The 17399-nt window shown below is 42.0% G+C and carries 11 protein-coding genes; 4 read left to right on the plus strand and 7 right to left on the minus strand.

Features of this window, described 5'->3' with window-relative positions:
- Positions 1 to 21: 21 nt before the first annotated feature.
- From IF202_RS01240 to IF202_RS01250, 3 genes are read right to left on the minus strand one after another with little or no spacing between them, the layout of a single operon-like run.
- Positions 22 to 3387 carry a transglutaminase family protein gene (locus IF202_RS01240; RefSeq protein ID WP_191593052.1) on the minus strand — a complete coding sequence of 1122 codons (3366 nt, stop codon included), beginning with the start codon at positions 3385 to 3387 and terminating at the stop codon, positions 22 to 24.
- Positions 3384 to 4328 (minus strand): alpha-E domain-containing protein, encoded by a 945-nt coding sequence (locus tag IF202_RS01245; RefSeq protein WP_191593053.1) that lies wholly within the window; start codon positions 4326 to 4328, stop codon positions 3384 to 3386. Before IF202_RS01245 ends, IF202_RS01240 begins: the two co-directional genes overlap by 4 nt.
- Before the next feature lie 2 nt (positions 4329 to 4330).
- A complete protein-coding gene (locus tag IF202_RS01250) occupies positions 4331 to 5785 on the minus strand; it encodes a circularly permuted type 2 ATP-grasp protein (protein ID WP_191593054.1) in 1455 nt (484 codons plus the stop codon).
- Between the two features lie 332 nt (positions 5786 to 6117).
- Here IF202_RS01250 and IF202_RS01255 point away from each other — a divergent pair, with 332 nt between their 5' ends.
- From IF202_RS01255 to IF202_RS01270, 4 genes are all read left to right on the plus strand, one after another.
- Positions 6118 to 7311 (plus strand): FAD-dependent monooxygenase, encoded by a 1194-nt coding sequence (locus IF202_RS01255; protein ID WP_191593055.1) that lies wholly within the window; start codon positions 6118 to 6120, stop codon positions 7309 to 7311.
- A 194-nt stretch (positions 7312 to 7505) separates the two neighbouring features.
- Entirely contained in the window at positions 7506 to 8819 is a 1314-nt protein-coding gene (locus IF202_RS01260; protein ID WP_191593056.1) for a Na+/H+ antiporter NhaC family protein, read from the plus strand.
- Positions 8820 to 9344: 525 nt separating this feature from the next.
- Positions 9345 to 10529 carry an efflux RND transporter periplasmic adaptor subunit gene (locus IF202_RS01265; protein WP_235963155.1) on the plus strand — a complete coding sequence of 395 codons (1185 nt, stop codon included), beginning with the start codon at positions 9345 to 9347 and terminating at the stop codon, positions 10527 to 10529.
- A 12-nt stretch (positions 10530 to 10541) separates the two neighbouring features.
- Entirely contained in the window at positions 10542 to 13652 is a 3111-nt protein-coding gene (locus IF202_RS01270) for an efflux RND transporter permease subunit (RefSeq protein ID WP_191593058.1), read from the plus strand.
- A 141-nt stretch (positions 13653 to 13793) separates the two neighbouring features.
- Here IF202_RS01270 and phnE (IF202_RS01275) read toward each other — a convergent pair whose 3' ends face one another.
- From phnE (IF202_RS01275) to phnD, 4 genes are all read right to left on the minus strand, one after another.
- Positions 13794 to 14591: a phosphonate ABC transporter, permease protein PhnE gene (gene phnE, locus IF202_RS01275; protein WP_191593059.1), complete on the minus strand. Its 798-nt coding sequence runs from the start codon at positions 14589 to 14591 to the stop codon at positions 13794 to 13796.
- 21 nt (positions 14592 to 14612) lie between these two features.
- Positions 14613 to 15407: a phosphonate ABC transporter, permease protein PhnE gene (gene phnE / locus IF202_RS01280; protein ID WP_191593060.1), complete on the minus strand. Its 795-nt coding sequence runs from the start codon at positions 15405 to 15407 to the stop codon at positions 14613 to 14615.
- Positions 15395 to 16180, minus strand: a complete 786-nt coding sequence (phnC, locus tag IF202_RS01285) for a phosphonate ABC transporter ATP-binding protein (RefSeq protein ID WP_191593061.1) — start codon at positions 16178 to 16180, stop codon at positions 15395 to 15397. Before phnC ends, phnE (IF202_RS01280) begins: the two co-directional genes overlap by 13 nt.
- A gap of 99 nt (positions 16181 to 16279) precedes the next feature.
- Positions 16280 to 17317, minus strand: coding sequence for a phosphate/phosphite/phosphonate ABC transporter substrate-binding protein (phnD, locus tag IF202_RS01290; RefSeq protein ID WP_191593062.1), 1038 nt, complete (start codon positions 17315 to 17317; stop codon positions 16280 to 16282).
- Positions 17318 to 17399: the final 82 nt, after the last annotated feature.

The following is a 17399-nucleotide window of genomic DNA, read 5'->3' on the forward strand; positions in this document are numbered from 1 at the left end:
CTGAGCCTAAAAAATCAAATATCAGAGAACATTATACTGCTTCCTTAAGTCTAATGTATGCGGATATTCATTTAATGGCTCTTCTGCTGGTGGCGACATAGGGTGAGACTCTTTTTCATTTTGGTAAAAAGGAGTCAATACACTGAATGCGGATGCAGATGATAAAGGCCCTTGGGTAAAACCATGATCCCAAAAACGGTTTACACGACGAGCTTCTGCTTCGTTACTGTTAACCGGCACATTGTCATAGGTTCGACCGCCAGGGTGCGTTACATGATAAGTGCAGCCGCCCACAGATAGCCCATTCCAAGAGTCAATTAGGTCAAACACTAATGGCGCATCTATACCTAAGGTTGGATGCAAAGCAGATGGTGGTGCCCATGCTTTGTAGCGAACAGCACCAACATATTCGCCTTTACGGCCTGTTGAACGAATTGGTACTCTGCGGCCATTACAGCTTAGTACATAACGGCCATCGGTTAAGCCAGATAATTTAACTTGCAGGCGTTCAACGGATGAGTCTACATAACGAGCTGTGCCTGAACCTGTAATTTCTTCACCAAGAACATGCCAAGGCTCAATTGCCCAGCGTAATTCAATTTCCATATCATCAATTTTTTTACGACCGTAATGAGGGAAGCGGAACTCCTCAAAAGGTGCGAGCCATTCAAGTTTGAATGGGAAGCCGTGACGTTGTAAATCTTCGACGACTTCTTTTATGTCTTGCCAGACAAAGTGCGGCAACATGAACTTATCATGTAGGCTGGTTCCCCAGCGAACCAATGGTTGTTTGTATGGTTCTTTCCAAAAACGAGCGACCAAACAACGTAGTAATAGCATTTGTACCAATGACATATGGGGATGTGGTGGCATTTCAAAACCACGGAACTCTAATAATCCCTGACGCCCACTAGCACTACCTGCGGCATAAAGTTTATCGATGCAGAATTCCGAGCGATGTGTGTTACCGGTAATGTCGACCAATAGATTACGCATTAAGCGGTCGACTAACCAAGGCTCTTCAACAAAACCTTCAGGCATGTTTTGGAAAGCAATTTCCATTTCATACAGGGCTTCATCTCGACCTTCATCTGGTCGTGGTGCTTGGCTGGTTGGGCCAATAAACATACCTGAAAATAAATAAGACAATCCCGGGTGATGCTGCCAAAAAGTAACCAGACTTTGCAGTAATTCTGGACGGCGTAATAGTGGGCTGTCAGCAGGTGTTTTACCACCAAGGGTCACGTGATTGCCACCACCAGTTCCTGTATGGCGACCATCAAGCATGAACTTTTCTGCGCCAAGACGAGATAAGTAGGCTTGGTGATAAAGCGTTTCTGTATTATGAACCAGTTCTTTCCAGCTTGATGCTGGATGAATGTTTACTTCAATCACACCCGGATCTGGTGTGATTAAGAACTTCTGTAAACGTGGATCTTTTGGTGGTTCATAGCCTTCAATAACAATCGGTAGATCTAAGCTTTTGGCAACCTGCTCCATGTGCTCTAACAGGGAAACAAAATGCTCAAGATGCGTCATTGGTGGCATGAAAACATGCAAACGACCATCGCGAGGTTCAATACACAAAGATGTTCGAATAATATTTTTTAGCGTTTTCTCAGGAGCTAATACAGGCTCTGTCTTTTTTGTGGCTGTTTGTTTAACTGTGCTGGCCAAAGACCCTAAACTGGCATTGCTTGTTTTATTCGCTAAAGGTTGGCGAGGATCAAACGGATCTCGTTCAGGAATACGATCCTCTTCTGCCTCTGCTGGCAAAGAATTTAATGGCAGACGATAGCCCATAGGGCTGTCGCCTGGAATTAAGGTAATCACGTCACTGCGCATAGGCCAAAGTGAGCTATTCCAAGTGCTGTTGTCGACATTAAATTCTAATGGCAAGACATAACCCGTTGTCGTGCTTAGCCCGCGATTAAGTAATTTTGCAAGACGACGTCGTTCTAAATCATCTTTCAAATCAGCTTTGGTTGGATCTACATCCGCCGGTAGTGACTGTTCTAACCATAAATAATGTAGGGTGTCTTCATAAGTGCTCTGAAGATACTTTTTGTCTAAGTTAAGGCGTTCACATAACAACGCCCCAAATTCAGCGGCATTTTCAATAGTATGTTTGTAGTTTTTATCAACACGCGCTAAGTATTTAGGGTCATCCCACAAGGCTTCTCCATCAGTACGCCAGAAACAACCTAATGCCCAACGAGGTACTTCTTCGCCTGGGTACCATTTACCTTGGCCATAATGAAGTAGTCCATTGGCGCCAAATTCTTGTTTCATTTTTAATAACAAGTCTTTTGCTAACTTAAGCTTTTCGGCTCCAAGTGCGCCAGTATTCCATTGTTCGGAATCCATATCATCAATGGAGACAAAAGTAGGTTCCCCACCCATTGTTAAACGGACATCACCTTCTTCGAGTTGTTTGTCTACAGCAAAACCAAGCGCTTTGATTGTTTCCCACTCGCCTTCTGCGTAGGGCTTAGTAACGCGTGGGTCTTCGTGAATACGAGTTACTATATTTGTGTAACTAAACTCGCATTCGCACTCATCGATTAAACCTGTAATTGGTGCAGCAGAAGCTGGCTCAGGTGTACAGGCAAGAGGAATATGGCCTTCACCTGCAAATAAACCAGACGTAGGGTCTAACCCTACCCAACCAGCTCCCGGTAAAAACACTTCACACCAAGCGTGTAAGTCAGTGAAGTCTTCCTCAGGGCCAGAAGGACCATCGAGCGCTTTTACATCTGATGTTAATTGAACTAGATAACCGGATGCAAAACGAGCTGCAAGGCCAAGGCTGCGGAAAATTTGTACTAACAACCATGACGTATCACGACATGAGCCTTTTTTAAGTGTCAGCGTCTCTTCGCAGGTTTGTACACCTGGCTCTAGTCGAATACCGTAACCAATGTCTCCTGCAAGGCGGCTATTAATAGCGACAAGAAAGTCATTCGTTGGTGTGCTTTTACGGTCAACAGTAGATAGCCATTTATCTAATAAAGGACAGGACTCAGTGACTTTTAAATAAGGGTCAAGTTCTTCTTTAAGTGCTTTGTCATAGGCAAAGGGAAACTCTTCTGCATAGCTTTCGACAAAAAAATCAAATGGATTCAGTACTGTCATATCCGCAATGACTTCTACCATAAACTCTAATTTTTTGGTTTTTTCTGGAAAGACTAAACGTGTCTGAAAGTTACCAAATGGATCTTGTTGAACATTAATGAAGTGCTTTTCCGGCAAGACAGTTAATGAGTAGTCATGGATTTTGGTACGAGAATGTGCCGCAGGTTGTAGCCTTAAAACGTGCGGTGCTACGTTTACAAAGCGGTCGAACTCGTAGGTTGTTTTGTGCTGTATTGCGACTCTAATAGTCATGCAGCGTCTCCTTGCCTAAATTGAAACCAGTTTTCGGTGATTTTATGGTTGATTTCGATAATGGCAATTTGTAGTTCGTTAAGGTGATTGTGGAAGTCTTCGTTTAAATCTTCAGAACTTGAAAGAGGGTATTTAAACTCAAAAATTTTATTGGCTTGGGTAACTATAAGGCCAGAACGTGGCAGTTTTTGCGCTGCTTCACTGATTTGGCCAAAACAATAATCTAAGCTTCTTGGGAAACAAGGGTCGTTCATTAAAAATGTCGTGGCCTTGGCACCATTGATCGACGTTCTTACCGTGCGGCGGTAATCTAAATAAGCGCTTTGAGATTTAAGTACTTTTGACCAAGTGACTTGTCCAAGTTGAATTCTAGCTTCTGGTTCTGACTGCAGCATTAAGGATACTGCCGCGTCTAGAATACGAGTTCCCATGTCAGCACGTTCAAGATATCGTCCCATAATCAAGAAATGCCAGCCAGAATCACGACTCATAGCACCTGCAAAGAGCCCAATTATTTTTTGGCAACCTTCAATAATGGTATTTAAGAAAAGGTGCCGCTCAGAGCGATTAATGCCTTGCTTAATGTTTTTCTGTGCATATAAGTCCAACTCATTCACCAGTTCCCATGTTTCTTTTGGAACCACGTCACGAGTTGTACGAATGTTTTCTCGTACCATTTTTAATGATGATAAAATGGAGCTTGAATTTGTGTCGTCAGCTAAAAGAAATTTTACGACATTGCGTTCGTCTTTTACTTTATAGCGTTGTTCGAAAGCTTCTTCACCACTGAGTATTTCAATTAGGTTGTACCAAGATACTTCGATTTCATTAGGGAGATCGAATAACAAATCATCGTATACACTAACCAAACGAGCGGTGTTCTCAACGCGCTCTAAATATCGAGCGCTCCAATATAGACGTTCTGCGACTCTAGATAACATGATTATTGCCCCTTTGTATCAACGATCCAAGTATCTTTACTACCACCACCTTGTGACGAATTAACGACCAAGGAACCTTTTTTCATTGCTACTCGAGTTAGGCCACCAGTGGTGACATAGGTATCTTTTGCTTGGAGTATGAAAGGACGAAGATCTAAATGGCGAGGTTCTAACGTGCCTTTTGAGATCAAGGTTGGTGCTGTCGATAACTTTAAGGTCGGTTGAGCGATATAGTTACGAGGATGTTTGGTGATCAATTCAGCAAATAAAGCTTGTTCTTTTTTCGTAGAATGCGGTCCAACCAGCATACCATAACCACCAGACTCATTGGCAGGTTTAACAACCAGTTTATCTAAGTTATCTAATACATACGCACGTTGTTCTGGGTCATCACATAGGAAGGTTTCTACGTTTTTAAGAATAGGTTCTTCGTTTAAAAAATAGCGAATAATTTCTGGAACATAGGCATAAACTACTTTGTCATCGGCAACGCCTGCACCTGGCGCATTTGCCAGAGCTACATTACCGTTACGCCATGCGCGCATTAAACCAGCGACACCAAGAACCGATTCTGCATCAAATGCTTCAGGGTCAATAAAAAGGTCATCAATGCGACGATAAATAACATCCACACGCTCTGGTCCATCAATGGTTTTCATGTAGACACAGTCGTCGGTATCAACATATAAGTCGCTACCCTCTACTAGCTCAGTGCCCATTTGCTGCGCTAGGAAGGCATGTTCGAAATACGCTGAGTTATAAATACCAGGTGTTAAGACTACTATTTCAGGGTTCTCTATGTCTCTAGGGGAGAGCGCGGCCAAGGTATCAAATAATTGAGATGTATAATTATTGATAGGTAATATTGATTCGTTTTCAAATAGCTCAGGTAAAACACGCTTTGTAATGGCACGGTTTTCTAGCATATAAGAAACGCCAGATGGTACGCGTAAATTGTCTTCTAAAACAAAAAAATCACCATTTTCGTCACGTACTAAATCAGTGCCGCAGATATGTGCCCAGACGCCGTATGCTGGAGTGATACCGACACATTCTGGTCTAAAGTTTTTGGATTCTTTAATAATGTGTTCAGGAATAATGCCGTCTTTAATGACGTTTTGATCGTGGTAAAGGTCGTTGATGAATAGGTTGAGTGCTTTTAGGCGTTGCTTTAAACCCGCTTCAGCGATTTTCCAGTCTGATGCTTCTATAGTGCGAGGGACAATATCAAAGGGCCAAGCTCTGTCTATATTGCCTTCTTCCGTATAAACGGTAAAGCTAATACCCATTTCTTGTATGGTTGCTTCTGCCGTTGTACGGCGCTTTTCTAACTCGTCTTCTGATAGGCTATCTAAGTAACCTAGTAATTGTTTTGCAGGTGCTCTAAAGCCACCTTTTTCATCTATTAGTTCATCAAAAAAATCAGATGAATTGTATTGGTTTGTTAGCGTTTCCATGTATACCTCGTTCTCTTTGTTAAACCGGAGACGGGTGCTTTAAATTCGCACATTTCTGTGTTTTTTGTGCATCCGCTCCGCATCGGGGAGACTTCTATGCTTTACAAGGTTAGACCAAGCATGGTCGTTGTATTGTTTTTCAACTCTGTTGGTCAATAGTTACAGTGCACTATTGCAGATAGGTAAAGCAAGTATCGAGCCATAGTATTTTGATATATAGCGGCTATCTTTAATTATTAATGGGGTGATTCAGGTCTGTTTTATTCGGCGAGGAATCCGTTACTATATTGCTTTTGCTTTCTTATAATCCGTATGAATAAAAGGAATAGTGCGTGACTCAAGTGAACCAAGTAATTATCGCAGGCGCAGGCCTTGGTGGATTAAGTACTGCCTTGGCGCTGGCTCAACTTGGTGTGCATGTTGTAGTTTGTGAGCAAGCAGAATCCTTTGGTGAAGTTGGCGCTGGTTTGCAAATGAGCCCTAATGCGATGAAGGTATTACATGAATTAGGTTTGCAAGAAGAATTGAGGCACTTTGCTTTTGTTCCTCAATACGCTGCTATGCGTGACTATAAAACAGGCGATTATTATCTAAAATCTCCATTGGCAGAGACTGCTGTGTCTCAATATGGTGCGCCTTATTGGCATTTGCATCGTGTTGATTTGCATAAAGTCTTGGTTCTAGGGTGTCAAAACGCTGGAGTTGAGCTTGTATTAAATGCGAAAGTTACTCACTACGATGAAACCATTAAGCAGAATCAAGTTGGTGTATTTTTAAAGGATGGTCGTGAGTTCTTTGCTGATTTATTAGTTGGAGCAGATGGAATTCGTTCTCTTATTCGGGAGCAAATGTTTGGTCCTGAAACTCCAACTTTTATGGGGCAAGTGGCTTGGCGAGGTATTATTCCTGTCAGCGAACTATCGGTTGATATAAAACCTGACGCTTGTGTTTGGGTTGGACCAAATCGCCATTTTGTGACTTATTACTTGCGCGGTGGTGATTATGTGAACTTTGTTGCGGTAGAAGAGCGTAACGATTGGAGATCTGAGTCATGGCGTGAAGAAGGTAATATTGAAGAATTGAAACGTACCTTTGCTGATTGGCACCCAGAAGTGAGCGAGTTACTTAACTCAGCCAAAAGTACTTTTTTATGGGCATTAAATGGCCGTGATGAATTACCTGCTTGGCATCAAGGTCGCGTCGTTTTATTAGGTGATGCTTGCCATCCTATGTTGCCTTTTATGGCGCAAGGAGCAGCTATGGCAATAGAAGATGCTTATGTATTGTCTAAGTACATAACGCAACGACCATTAAGCGACGCGTTAATAAAGTATGAAGAAGTGCGTAAGCCCCGTGCGACTCGTATTCAAAAAATGTCGAAAGCTAATGCCGGCCTGTATCATATGCATGGCGGTGTGCTAGGTAAAATGAAGCTCAAAGCATTGCAAGCCGCATCTCGGTTTGCTCCTGATATTATCCAATCTAAGTTGGATTCAGTGTATGGGCACGATGTGACCAAGTCATAGGTTGGTTCTTATTGCTTTCTAGTCTATTTTTTATTTTTGTTGTTTGTTTTAGTTATATTAAAATTGATGATCCTCATGATGATTAATTATTAGTATCTGAATGAACATTTCATTATTATCCCGCCCTCATTCTAAAATGCAGCGTCACAAGTGCTGCAGTTTTCTTTTAATATAATCTGGAAACCTCAGACGTTATGACTTCTCGATCTTCTTTGGCGCTTTTGCCGTTATTACTTTTTCTTGTACTTTTTGTAGGTAGTGGTCTTTGGTATCAATCTGAAGGTGTTGATTTTGCTTTCTATCAAATTTCTGCGCCTGTCGCTATTTTGCCAGCGATCTCTTTGGCAATTTTATTGGGGAAAGGAAGCTTTAATCAGCGCGTTGACACTTTTATTAATGGGGTTGGCGATAACACTATTATTACCATGATTCTGATTTACTTATTGGCAGGAGCGTTTGCTAGTGTAGCTAAAAGTATTGGCGGCGTAGATGCGACAGTTAATTTTGGTTTAAGCGTAGTGCCTGCCTCTTTGTTATTACCTGGCCTGTTTATTATTACGGCTTTTGTTGCGACCTCAATGGGTACTTCCATGGGGACAATCGCTGCGATTGCACCTATTGCAATTGGCGTTGCAGAAGCTGCAGATTTACCTTTACTGTTGACAGTAGGTACCATTATTGGTGGAGCAATGTTTGGCGATAACTTGTCTATTATTTCAGATACGACAATAGCGGCCACGCGTACTCAAGGTTGTGAAATGCGAGATAAGTTCCGTATGAATTTCAAGATTGCTTTACCTGCGGCTTTAATTACTCTCGTGTGGTTATTCTTTCAAAGCTCAAGTGCTCAAATTAGTGATATCCAAGAGTATGAATTAATTCGTGTTTTACCTTATGTCGCGGTATTAGGTTTGGCGATTGCAGGAGTAAATGTGATTTTAGTTCTGTTTAGCGGCATAGTATTGGCAGGTGTCATTGGCTTGTTTATGCAAGTCGATTACACCTTAGCTTCTTGGTCTTCTGATATATATTCGGGCTACACCAGTATGCAAGAAATTCTGATACTGTCTTTGTTAATTGGTGGTCTTGCTGCTCTTATGAAGTCTCAAGGTGGTTTGGCTTGGTTGGTTGGTGCAATTGAACGAATTAGCATCGCTCTAGGGGCTAAAGCTGGTTCTACACGGGCAGGTGAGTTGAGTATTGGTGCTTCCGTGGCGTTAACTAATTTATGTACTGCGAATAATACTGTGTCTATTTTGATTAATGGTTCTGTCGCGAAAGATATTGCAGAACGATATAAGGTTGATCCCAAGCGCAGTGCCAGTCTATTAGATATTTTCTCATGCGTAGTGCAAGGCGTATTGCCTTATGGCGCTCAGATACTGTTGGCTTCATCGTTAGCAGAAGTATCGCCACTTGCTTTGGTTGGTTATGTTCAATACAGCTGGTTGCTAGGTCTCGCCGCTTTATTTTCTATAATATTTTCTTGGCCTAAAACTGCGGAATAAAAACAGTGTGTTCATACCGTTTTTAATATGTAAATAAAGCTCATGCTTTTTTATATTTAATACTTTGAGTACCAAAAATACTTTGTAGTGAGAATATAAATTATCATGAGTTTTTTGTTCTATATTTTTTCTATTTCATCCTATTACTTTCTCTTTTTTCCTGCTTGTTGTTTCAACTTCTTGGTACACTGCCGGAATTTTACTGAACAGTTTTTTGTACTTCACACCTAAGGAAATATTTTGAAGAAGACAGCAGGTTTTAAGGCTGAATTGATTTTGGTTATGGCTGGGGGGCTATTTTTTGATTTTTTTTGCGATGCTAGTGAGTCATTGGTCTTAAATACGATTAATGTTTAAACCTAATTAAATGGCATCAATAATGCTTAATAAATACTAAAGGTTGATTGAGGTTTTAGTAGCTTCTCATTTATTTACACCTTTGGCGCTGTATTGATCCTATTACTATCGATTATAGTGATTTGTAATGACTGTCTTATTATTGAAAAGGAAATCTGCTAAATGTTCATGAAATTCAAGTATGCGTCAAGTGCGTTGTTGTTAGTGCTTCTTGCAGGTTGCCAAGAGGAATCTAAACCAACTTCTACTGCGAAAGCTGCCGCTCCTAAAGTTGAAGTGGGTGTTGTGGTGATAGAACCACAACGAGTAGAACTAAAAACAGAATTACCTGGTCGTACTGCTGCAAGCCTTGTTGCAGGGATTCGTCCGCAAGTTGGCGGCCTAGTTAATAAACGTTTATTTGAAGAAGGTCAGGATGTGAAAGCAGGGGATGTATTGTATTCCCTAAATGATTCGACATATGTGTCCTCTTATAATCAGGCTCAAGCAGATTTAGATTCTACTAATGCAATTCTTACATCGGCGCGTCAAACCGACAAGCGATTTTCGGAGTTGCGTAAACAAAATAATGTTTCACAATCGGATACAGATGATGCCCATGTAGCTTACCTTGAAGCAGTTGCCAGCCAAAAGAAAGCGGAAGCTGCATTAGAAAGTGCCAAAATCAATTTAGCCTACACTAAAATTACATCACCGATTGATGGTCGTATTGGTATCTCCGACGTTACCGTAGGTGCTTTGGTGACAGCTAACCAAACAATCACTATGACTACTGTGCGTTCATTGGACCCTATTTATGTGGATCTATCACAAACCAGTTTGGACCAATTGAATCAACGAACTCTTCTGTTTAGTGATGATATTGAAGTAGGCAGCAATAAAGTATTACTAACTCTTGAAGACGGTACTATTTATCACTATCCAGGTGTTTTAAAAGCACGAGAAGTAAGCGTAGATGAATCAACAGGTAGCGTGACCTTACGTGCTGAATTCCCTAATCCTGATAATTTACTACTTCCTGGTATGTTTGTACGTGGAGAAATTCATGAGGCAACACACAGTGCGGCTTTATTAGTTCCTCAAAAAGGTGTGTCACGAGATGTTAAAGGCAACCCAATTGCTTATGTAGTGACGGCTGATAACATAATAGAAAAACGAATTCTTACAACAGAAAGGGCAATAGGTAATCAATGGTTGATCTCTTCTGGAATTAATGCAGGAGATAAAGTGGTTGTTGAAGGATCTTCAAAAATTAGAACGGGAAGCGCGGTTACCGCCGTGGAATTAACGTTCGATACTCAAACAGGCGCTATGCTTGCTCAAAATGAAGCAACAACATCGTCTTCGAACTAAGGGAGTATTGAAATGTTAGCGCAATTTTTTATAAACCGACCTGTTTTTGCTTGGGTTATTTCTATCGCCATCATGCTGGCGGGTTTGGGGGCAATTACTACCTTGCCTATTTCCCAGTATCCAGATGTTGCACCACCGTCGATTAATATTTCGGCTACTTACACGGGTGCATCAGCAGAAACCGTTGAAAACAGTGTAACTCAGGTTCTAGAGCAGCAACTGACCGGGCTTGATGGTTTGCTGTATTTTTCTTCTTCGAGTACGTCGACAGGTGGTTCTGATATTACAGTGACATTTGAGCAAGGTACGGATGCTGATTTGGCTCAAGTGCAAGTTCAAAATAAAGTGCAACAAGTGTCCTCTAGCTTGCCTGAAGCCGTTCAACAAAGAGGCGTGACGGTAACGAAATCGAACTCGGATTTCCTTTTAGTTGCGGCGCTCTATGATGAAACAGATACAGACAGTGCTTTTGATGTCGCAGATTTTATGGTGACAAGTGTTCAAGATATTGTTGCTCGTGTAGAAGGTGTCGGAAGTATCCGGGTGTTTGGTTCTGAGTACGCTATGCGCATCTGGTTAGATCCGTTAAAACTCGCTTCTTATAACTTGATACCTTCTGATGTTTCCTCTGCAGTAAGTACGCAGAACACTCAAATTGCTGCAGGTAGTTTAGGTGCTTTTCCTGCAACTCAGGGACAAGAACTAAATGTATCTGTTACGGCGCAATCAAAGCTGCAAACGGTCGAAGAATTTGAAAAGATCATCTTGGCATATGACGACAGCGGGGCAACAGTTCGTTTAAGCGATGTTGCTAGAATTGAAATTGGCAGTGAATCTTATTCTAATATTGTGCGGTTAAATGGTCACCCTGGTTCGGGCATGGCCGTTATGTTATCACCTGGTGCCAATGCCTTATCTACCTCTGAAGGCGTAAAAGCGACATTGGCTGCAATTGAGCCAGACTTACCTGACGGTTACAAATTAGCTTTCCCTGTAGACAGTACTGAGTTTATAAAAATATCCATTGAAGAGGTGGTGAAAACGTTATTTGAAGCCATCGCTTTGGTGGTTATTGTGATGTTTATTTTCTTACAGAATTGGCGAGCAACTCTTATACCTGCCATTGCGGTCCCTGTTGTTTTATTAGGTGTATTTGGTGTACTAGAAGTAGCTGGCTTCTCGATTAATACCTTGACGATGTTTGGTGTAGTGCTATCGATTGGACTACTGGTCGATGACGCGATTGTTGTTGTGGAAAACGTAGAACGAGTAATGGAAGAAGAAGGTCTTTCTCCAAAAGAGGCGACGATTAAATCCATGAAAGAAATCACCAGTGCCTTAATTGGTATTGCTGTGGTGTTGTCTGCGGTCTTTTTACCAATGGCGTTTTTTAGTGGTTCTGCTGGTGTTATTTACCGCCAGTTCTCTGTCACTATTATTGCCGCAATGGTACTTTCCGTTATTGTTGCATTAACGTTAACACCAGCATTATGTGCAACCTTGTTGAAACCAAACCATGGAGCACCTAAAAAAGGTTTGGGTGGTTGGTTTAACCGTAATTTTGATCGTGCAACAAACTCATATTCTGGTCGAGTGGCTCGTCTTGTCAAACAACCTGTTCGTTGGCTGCTTGGCTACGGCATTATTGTCGCTGGTTTGGGTTATATGATGACAAACCTACCAACGGGTTTTTTACCGACGGAAGACCAAGGTCGAATCATTGTCATGGTGAATTTGCCTGAAGGTTCGTCTCAAGCGCGTACTGATGAAGTGATGCGAAAAGTAGAAAATCACTTTTTAGTATCAGAAAAAGACAATGTTGACGCCTTGTTCACTGTGTCTGGTTTTAACTTTATCGGTAGTGGACAGAGTGCGGGTCTTGCTTTTGCTGCACTAAGTGATTGGTCTTTGCGTACTGATCCAAAAGACAGCGCAAGTGCTATTGTTGCTCGATCTTACGGTGCACTTGGTAAAATTCGTGATGCGCGTATTTTCTCCCTTATTCCTCCTTCTATTCGTGGTCTTGGTCAAACAAATGGCTTTACCTTCCAGTTATTGGCCTCTGGTAATACCAGCCGAGAGACGTTAATTACGATGCGAGATGCTTTGTTGTCGGATGCTCGCACGAGTCCGTTATTGGCTGGCGTTCGTTTGGGCGGTGAATCCGAAGCACCGCAATTAAAAATTGATATTGACCAAGAAAAAGCTTCAGCACTTGGTTTGTCTTTATCAAATATCAGTTCGACATTAACCAGTGCATGGGCAGGCAGTTATATTAATGACTTCATTGACCGTGGGCGAGTTAAGAAAGTCTACATGCAGGGTGATGCTGAATATCGTTCTACGCCAGAAAACTTACAGCATTGGTATGTTCGAGGTAGCGATAACACCATGACACCAATGTCTGCGTTTGCGACAAGCGAATGGACTTATGGTCCTAAGACGTTAAATCGATTTAATGGTTCTGCGTCTTATCAGATTCAAGGTGCGGGTGCGGCAGGTATCAGTTCAGGTGTTGCGATGGATGAGTTGCAACGACTCTCTGATGAAATGGCATCAGGTACGGTAGGTGCTTGGAGCGGTTTGTCTTACCAAGAACGATTATCTGGTGGTCAAACACAGCTTTTGTATGCAATTTCGATCTTGGTAGTTTTCCTATGTCTTGCTGCTTTGTATGAGAGCTGGACTGTTCCTTTTTCTGTGATGTTAGTGATTCCTTTAGGGGTTATTGGTGCGGCGGCTGCGGCACATTTACGAGGTTTGGAAAACGATGTGTATTTCCAAGTCGCTTTGTTAACGACGATTGGTCTGTCATCGAAGAACGCTATTCTGATTGTTGAGTTTGCAGAAGCGGCTTATCGGAACGGTGCGAATGCTTGGGATGCGGCTGTTGAAGCTTCAAAACTGCGTCTGCGTCCTATTATTATGACGTCATTGGCATTTATTGTGGGTACATTACCTTTGGCCTTATCGTCAGGCGCAGGTGCTAACAGTCGAATCTCAATTGGTTCTGGTATTGTTGGTGGTACCTTAACGGCAACGGTACTGGCTATCTTTTTTGTGCCATTGTTCTTTGTTGTTATACGTCGCTTATTCCCTAAGCGAAAAGAAGCAGATATATAACAAGGTAAGACTTTGAGTAAGAGTGATGAAAAAAGGAGCCTTGATCTCATTGATCTGGCTCCTTTTTTTGTTGCTTTACTTCATTCTTTGAAACGCTTTTTAATGATTTTATTTAAAGTAAAAGTTGTATTAAATAAAACCTTATATAAGGCGTTTACGAATATTGACTACGGCAATTTCAGCTAGGATAACAATCACAAAAACAGCCAATAAAGCGACGGCAACACGATCCCATTGAAACAAGTTCATTGAATCATCAAGTACGACACCAATTCCGCCAGCGCCAACTAAACCTAGAACCGCAGATTCTCGAACATTAATGTCCCAGCGAAATAATACGATACTAAAGAAAGCAGGCAAGACTTGCGGCCAGTAACCTTTTAGCAGAATGGATAACCAAGATGCGCCAGTGGCTTTTAAGGCTTCAATGGAACCCATGTTTACTTCTTCAATGGCTTCGCCAAGCAATTTACCCACAAAACCAATGGATCGAAACGCAATGGCTAATACGCCAGCAATAACGCCAGGGCCAAAAATGGAAACAAACAGCAGCGCCCAAACCAATGAGTTTACTGATCGAGAAGACACTAAAAAGAATCGAGATATCCACTGACACAGTGCGGAATCAACGATGTTTCTCGCGTTCATTAGCGCTAATGGAACAGCAAAAATAAGTGTGATGAGCGTGCCTAATGTGGCGATGTTGAGTGTTTCAATCATAGCGTCGTGAATGGCGACTGGATAATAAGCGAAATCCATTGGCCACATACGAGAAAACATATCGGCCATTTGTTCCGGAGCATCCAGCAGAAATTCAGGAATAACTTCGACAGATTGTACGGATTGAACAAACGCCATAACGAGAACCAAATAAACGGCATAGCGAGACAGTTTTTGTTTCAGGGTAAAGCGTTCCCAGTGATGATCTATTGTGTTCATAAAATAGGCTCCTAGGTCAAACTAGCGAAAAATGCGGCGAACAATGTTGGAAAGAAACTCGCCAAACATAATAAGAGCAATAATGATGATTAAGATGGCAGCAACAAAATCATAATCAAAGCGTTGAAAAGCAGAAAATAATGTTCCGCCTAAACCACCTGCGCCGACGATGCCGACCATGGTTGAGTTACGTAGATTTGAATCAAGCTGGTAAGTAGAAAAACCAATAAAGCGAGCAAATACTTGAGGCATCACAGAGAACAAGATAATGCTTGTAAATCCTGCGCCAGTTGCACGAATTGCTTCGACTTGTTTAAGTGAAATTTCCTCAATGGCTTCCGCAAAAAGTTTGGCAATAAAGCCTATAGACGCCACAATTAAGGTAAGAATCCCGGCCAATGCACCAAATCCTACGCTCTTAACAAATAAGATTGCAATGATGACGGGATGGAAAGTACGACAAAGCGCGATAACAGCACGTACTGGTGAGCTGATCCAGCTTGGCATCATATTACGAGCGGCAAATAACCCTAAAAATAGAGAGATGAAAATGCCACAAATACTGGAAATAACCGCAATTTCTAAACTTTCTATTAAGCCACTTAATAACAATGACCAACGGCTAAAATTAGGTGGAATCATGCGACCTAATAAATTGCTAGCATGCCCAAAGCCTTCGTTGATTCGTCCCCAGCTAAGATCCATCGCGTTAAAGGTGTAAAGAACATAACAGACCACAAGCAGCCAAATCGCACTGATAAACCAGTTATGTTTGAAGGGATTTTCTCGGTTTTTGTTTGTGTCTATACCATCCATGATTCACCTCCATAAATTTGTTTTAGGTGATCATCTGTGATGCCTTCAGGTGGACCATCATAAACCACAATGCCATTACTCATGCCGATCATACGTTTAGCAAAACGACTAGCCAGTTTAACGTCATGAATATTAACCAATGCAGGGATGTTTTTTTCTTCCGAGAAGCGTTCCAAAAGCTCCATAATTTCGACTGCTGTTTTTGGATCAAGCGATGACGTTGGTTCGTCCGCTAGTAAGATTTTTGGGTTTTGCATGACGGCTCTTGCGATACCAACACGTTGACGTTGTCCACCGGATAAACTGTCTGCTCGTTTAGATGCGTGCTCGGTTAAACCAACGGCGTCTAACAGTTCAAATGCGGTGTTGATGTCTTCTTGGCTGAACTTTCTGCGCCACGCTTGCCAAGCCGACATGTAGCCAAGTCGACCCGTTAATACGTTCTCAATAACAGTTAAGCGTTCAACAAGGTTGTATTCCTGAAAAACCATGCCTACTTGGCGGCGTAGCTTGCGAAGTTGGGCGCCTTTGGCCAAGCAAAGATCGGCGTTATCAAACAGAATCTGTCCATCAGTTGGATCAATGAGTCGGTTGATACAACGTAATAAGGTACTTTTCCCTGTTCCAGAAGGTCCGATAATGGCGATGATTCCAGGTTCGGTGATGTTGATGTCTATCCCTTTTAAAATGGGATTACCGGCAGTGTATTCTTTTTTTAAGTTTCTGATTTCAAGGAAACTTGAACGCTCAGCGACGCTTTGAGTTACAGACATGGTGTTTTCCTACAGGCAAAGAGATCCAAGCAGCCTGACTTCTCAGGCTGCTGGTTATTATTTCTTTAAATGAATTTAAATGTATTAACTAGAGGGTTATTAGTTCTTTTTCGCCGCTTCTTTTGCTCGTTTAGCTGCGGCTTTAGCTGCGTCTGCTTCTGCTAGCTGCTTAAGTCCAGTCTTGGTGTAAGCGGTGCCAGATGAATGAGCAATGTCTCGGATAATTTGCCAATCTTTTGCGTATGTCACTGGGAAGAAACGATCAGCGCCACCAAAAGTTTTTTGCATTTCAGCTGGGAAGCGGAAAGTGAAAAATGCTTCTTTGATTTTCTCAACAAGCTCAGGGTTTAAGTCATGAGCGTAGCCAAAAGAAGAGGTCGGAAAGCGTGGGCTAGTATAAATAGTACGAAAATCGTCTTTGTCTATACGTTCTGCTGCGATCATACGTTTGTATACATCAGAGGCAACTGGCGCAGCATCATAATCTCCAGAAAGCACGCCCATAATAGATTGATCATGTTTACCTGAGTATTTCACTTCATAATCCGTATCTGGCGTAAGACCCAATGCTGGGAATAAAGCACGTGGTGCTAAGTTACCAGAGTTAGAAGACGCAGAAGTATGGGCAACCACCTTGCCTTTTAAATCAGTCATTTTAGTGATGTCGCTGTCTTTGCGAACGATTGTAATTAGATTGTAGCCTTGGAACGATTCTTCCGTGCCTTTTACTGCGATAGGAACTAAGCCACCTAAGTTAACTGCGTAACCTGTTGGTCCTGTAGAGAAACCAGCAATGTGCAAACGGCCAGAACGAAGCGCTTCCACTTCAGCAGCATTTGAGTGAACAGTGTAATAAACCACTTTTTTACCAGTGACGTCGCTTAGGTATTTTTGAAAGTCGCTGAATGCGTCCTTATAAACTGCTGGATCTTCTACAGGCGTGTAAGTGAAAACAAGCGTGCTAGGGTCGCGCCATTGTTTTGAGTCTTTTGGAAGGTCAGCTACGAGGTCATAGTTATCGTCGCAAAACTTGTCGTCGAGAACGCCTCGATAAGCACAATCGTCGGCTAACGCTGTGCTGGCACCTAATAGTAATGAGCCAGAGAGAGCTAAGCCAGTCAGTAATTTAATAGACATTATTGTTTCCTCATTATGCATTTATTATTTTTGTTATCACCGGTCGGGAGGTTCCGTTGTCGGAGATGAGTCACTCAGCATT

The organism is Marinomonas colpomeniae (genome assembly GCF_014803385.1).
Lineage (GTDB): Bacteria > Pseudomonadota > Gammaproteobacteria > Pseudomonadales > Marinomonadaceae > Marinomonas > Marinomonas colpomeniae.

Coding starts and splice junctions, on each gene's coding strand:
- IF202_RS01240 (WP_191593052.1), bottom strand. CDS start 3,387: ATGACTATTAGAGTCGCAATACAGCACAAAACAACCTACGAGTTCGAC.
- IF202_RS01245 (WP_191593053.1), bottom strand. CDS start 4,328: ATGTTATCTAGAGTCGCAGAACGTCTATATTGGAGCGCTCGATATTTA.
- IF202_RS01250 (WP_191593054.1), bottom strand. CDS start 5,785: ATGGAAACGCTAACAAACCAATACAATTCATCTGATTTTTTTGATGAA.
- IF202_RS01260 (WP_191593056.1), top strand. CDS start 7,506: ATGACTTCTCGATCTTCTTTGGCGCTTTTGCCGTTATTACTTTTTCTT.
- IF202_RS01265 (WP_235963155.1), top strand. CDS start 9,345: ATGAAATTCAAGTATGCGTCAAGTGCGTTGTTGTTAGTGCTTCTTGCA.
- IF202_RS01270 (WP_191593058.1), top strand. CDS start 10,542: ATGTTAGCGCAATTTTTTATAAACCGACCTGTTTTTGCTTGGGTTATT.
- phnE (WP_191593059.1), bottom strand. CDS start 14,591: ATGAACACAATAGATCATCACTGGGAACGCTTTACCCTGAAACAAAAA.
- phnE (WP_191593060.1), bottom strand. CDS start 15,407: ATGGATGGTATAGACACAAACAAAAACCGAGAAAATCCCTTCAAACAT.
- phnC (WP_191593061.1), bottom strand. CDS start 16,180: ATGTCTGTAACTCAAAGCGTCGCTGAGCGTTCAAGTTTCCTTGAAATC.
- phnD (WP_191593062.1), bottom strand. CDS start 17,317: ATGTCTATTAAATTACTGACTGGCTTAGCTCTCTCTGGCTCATTACTA.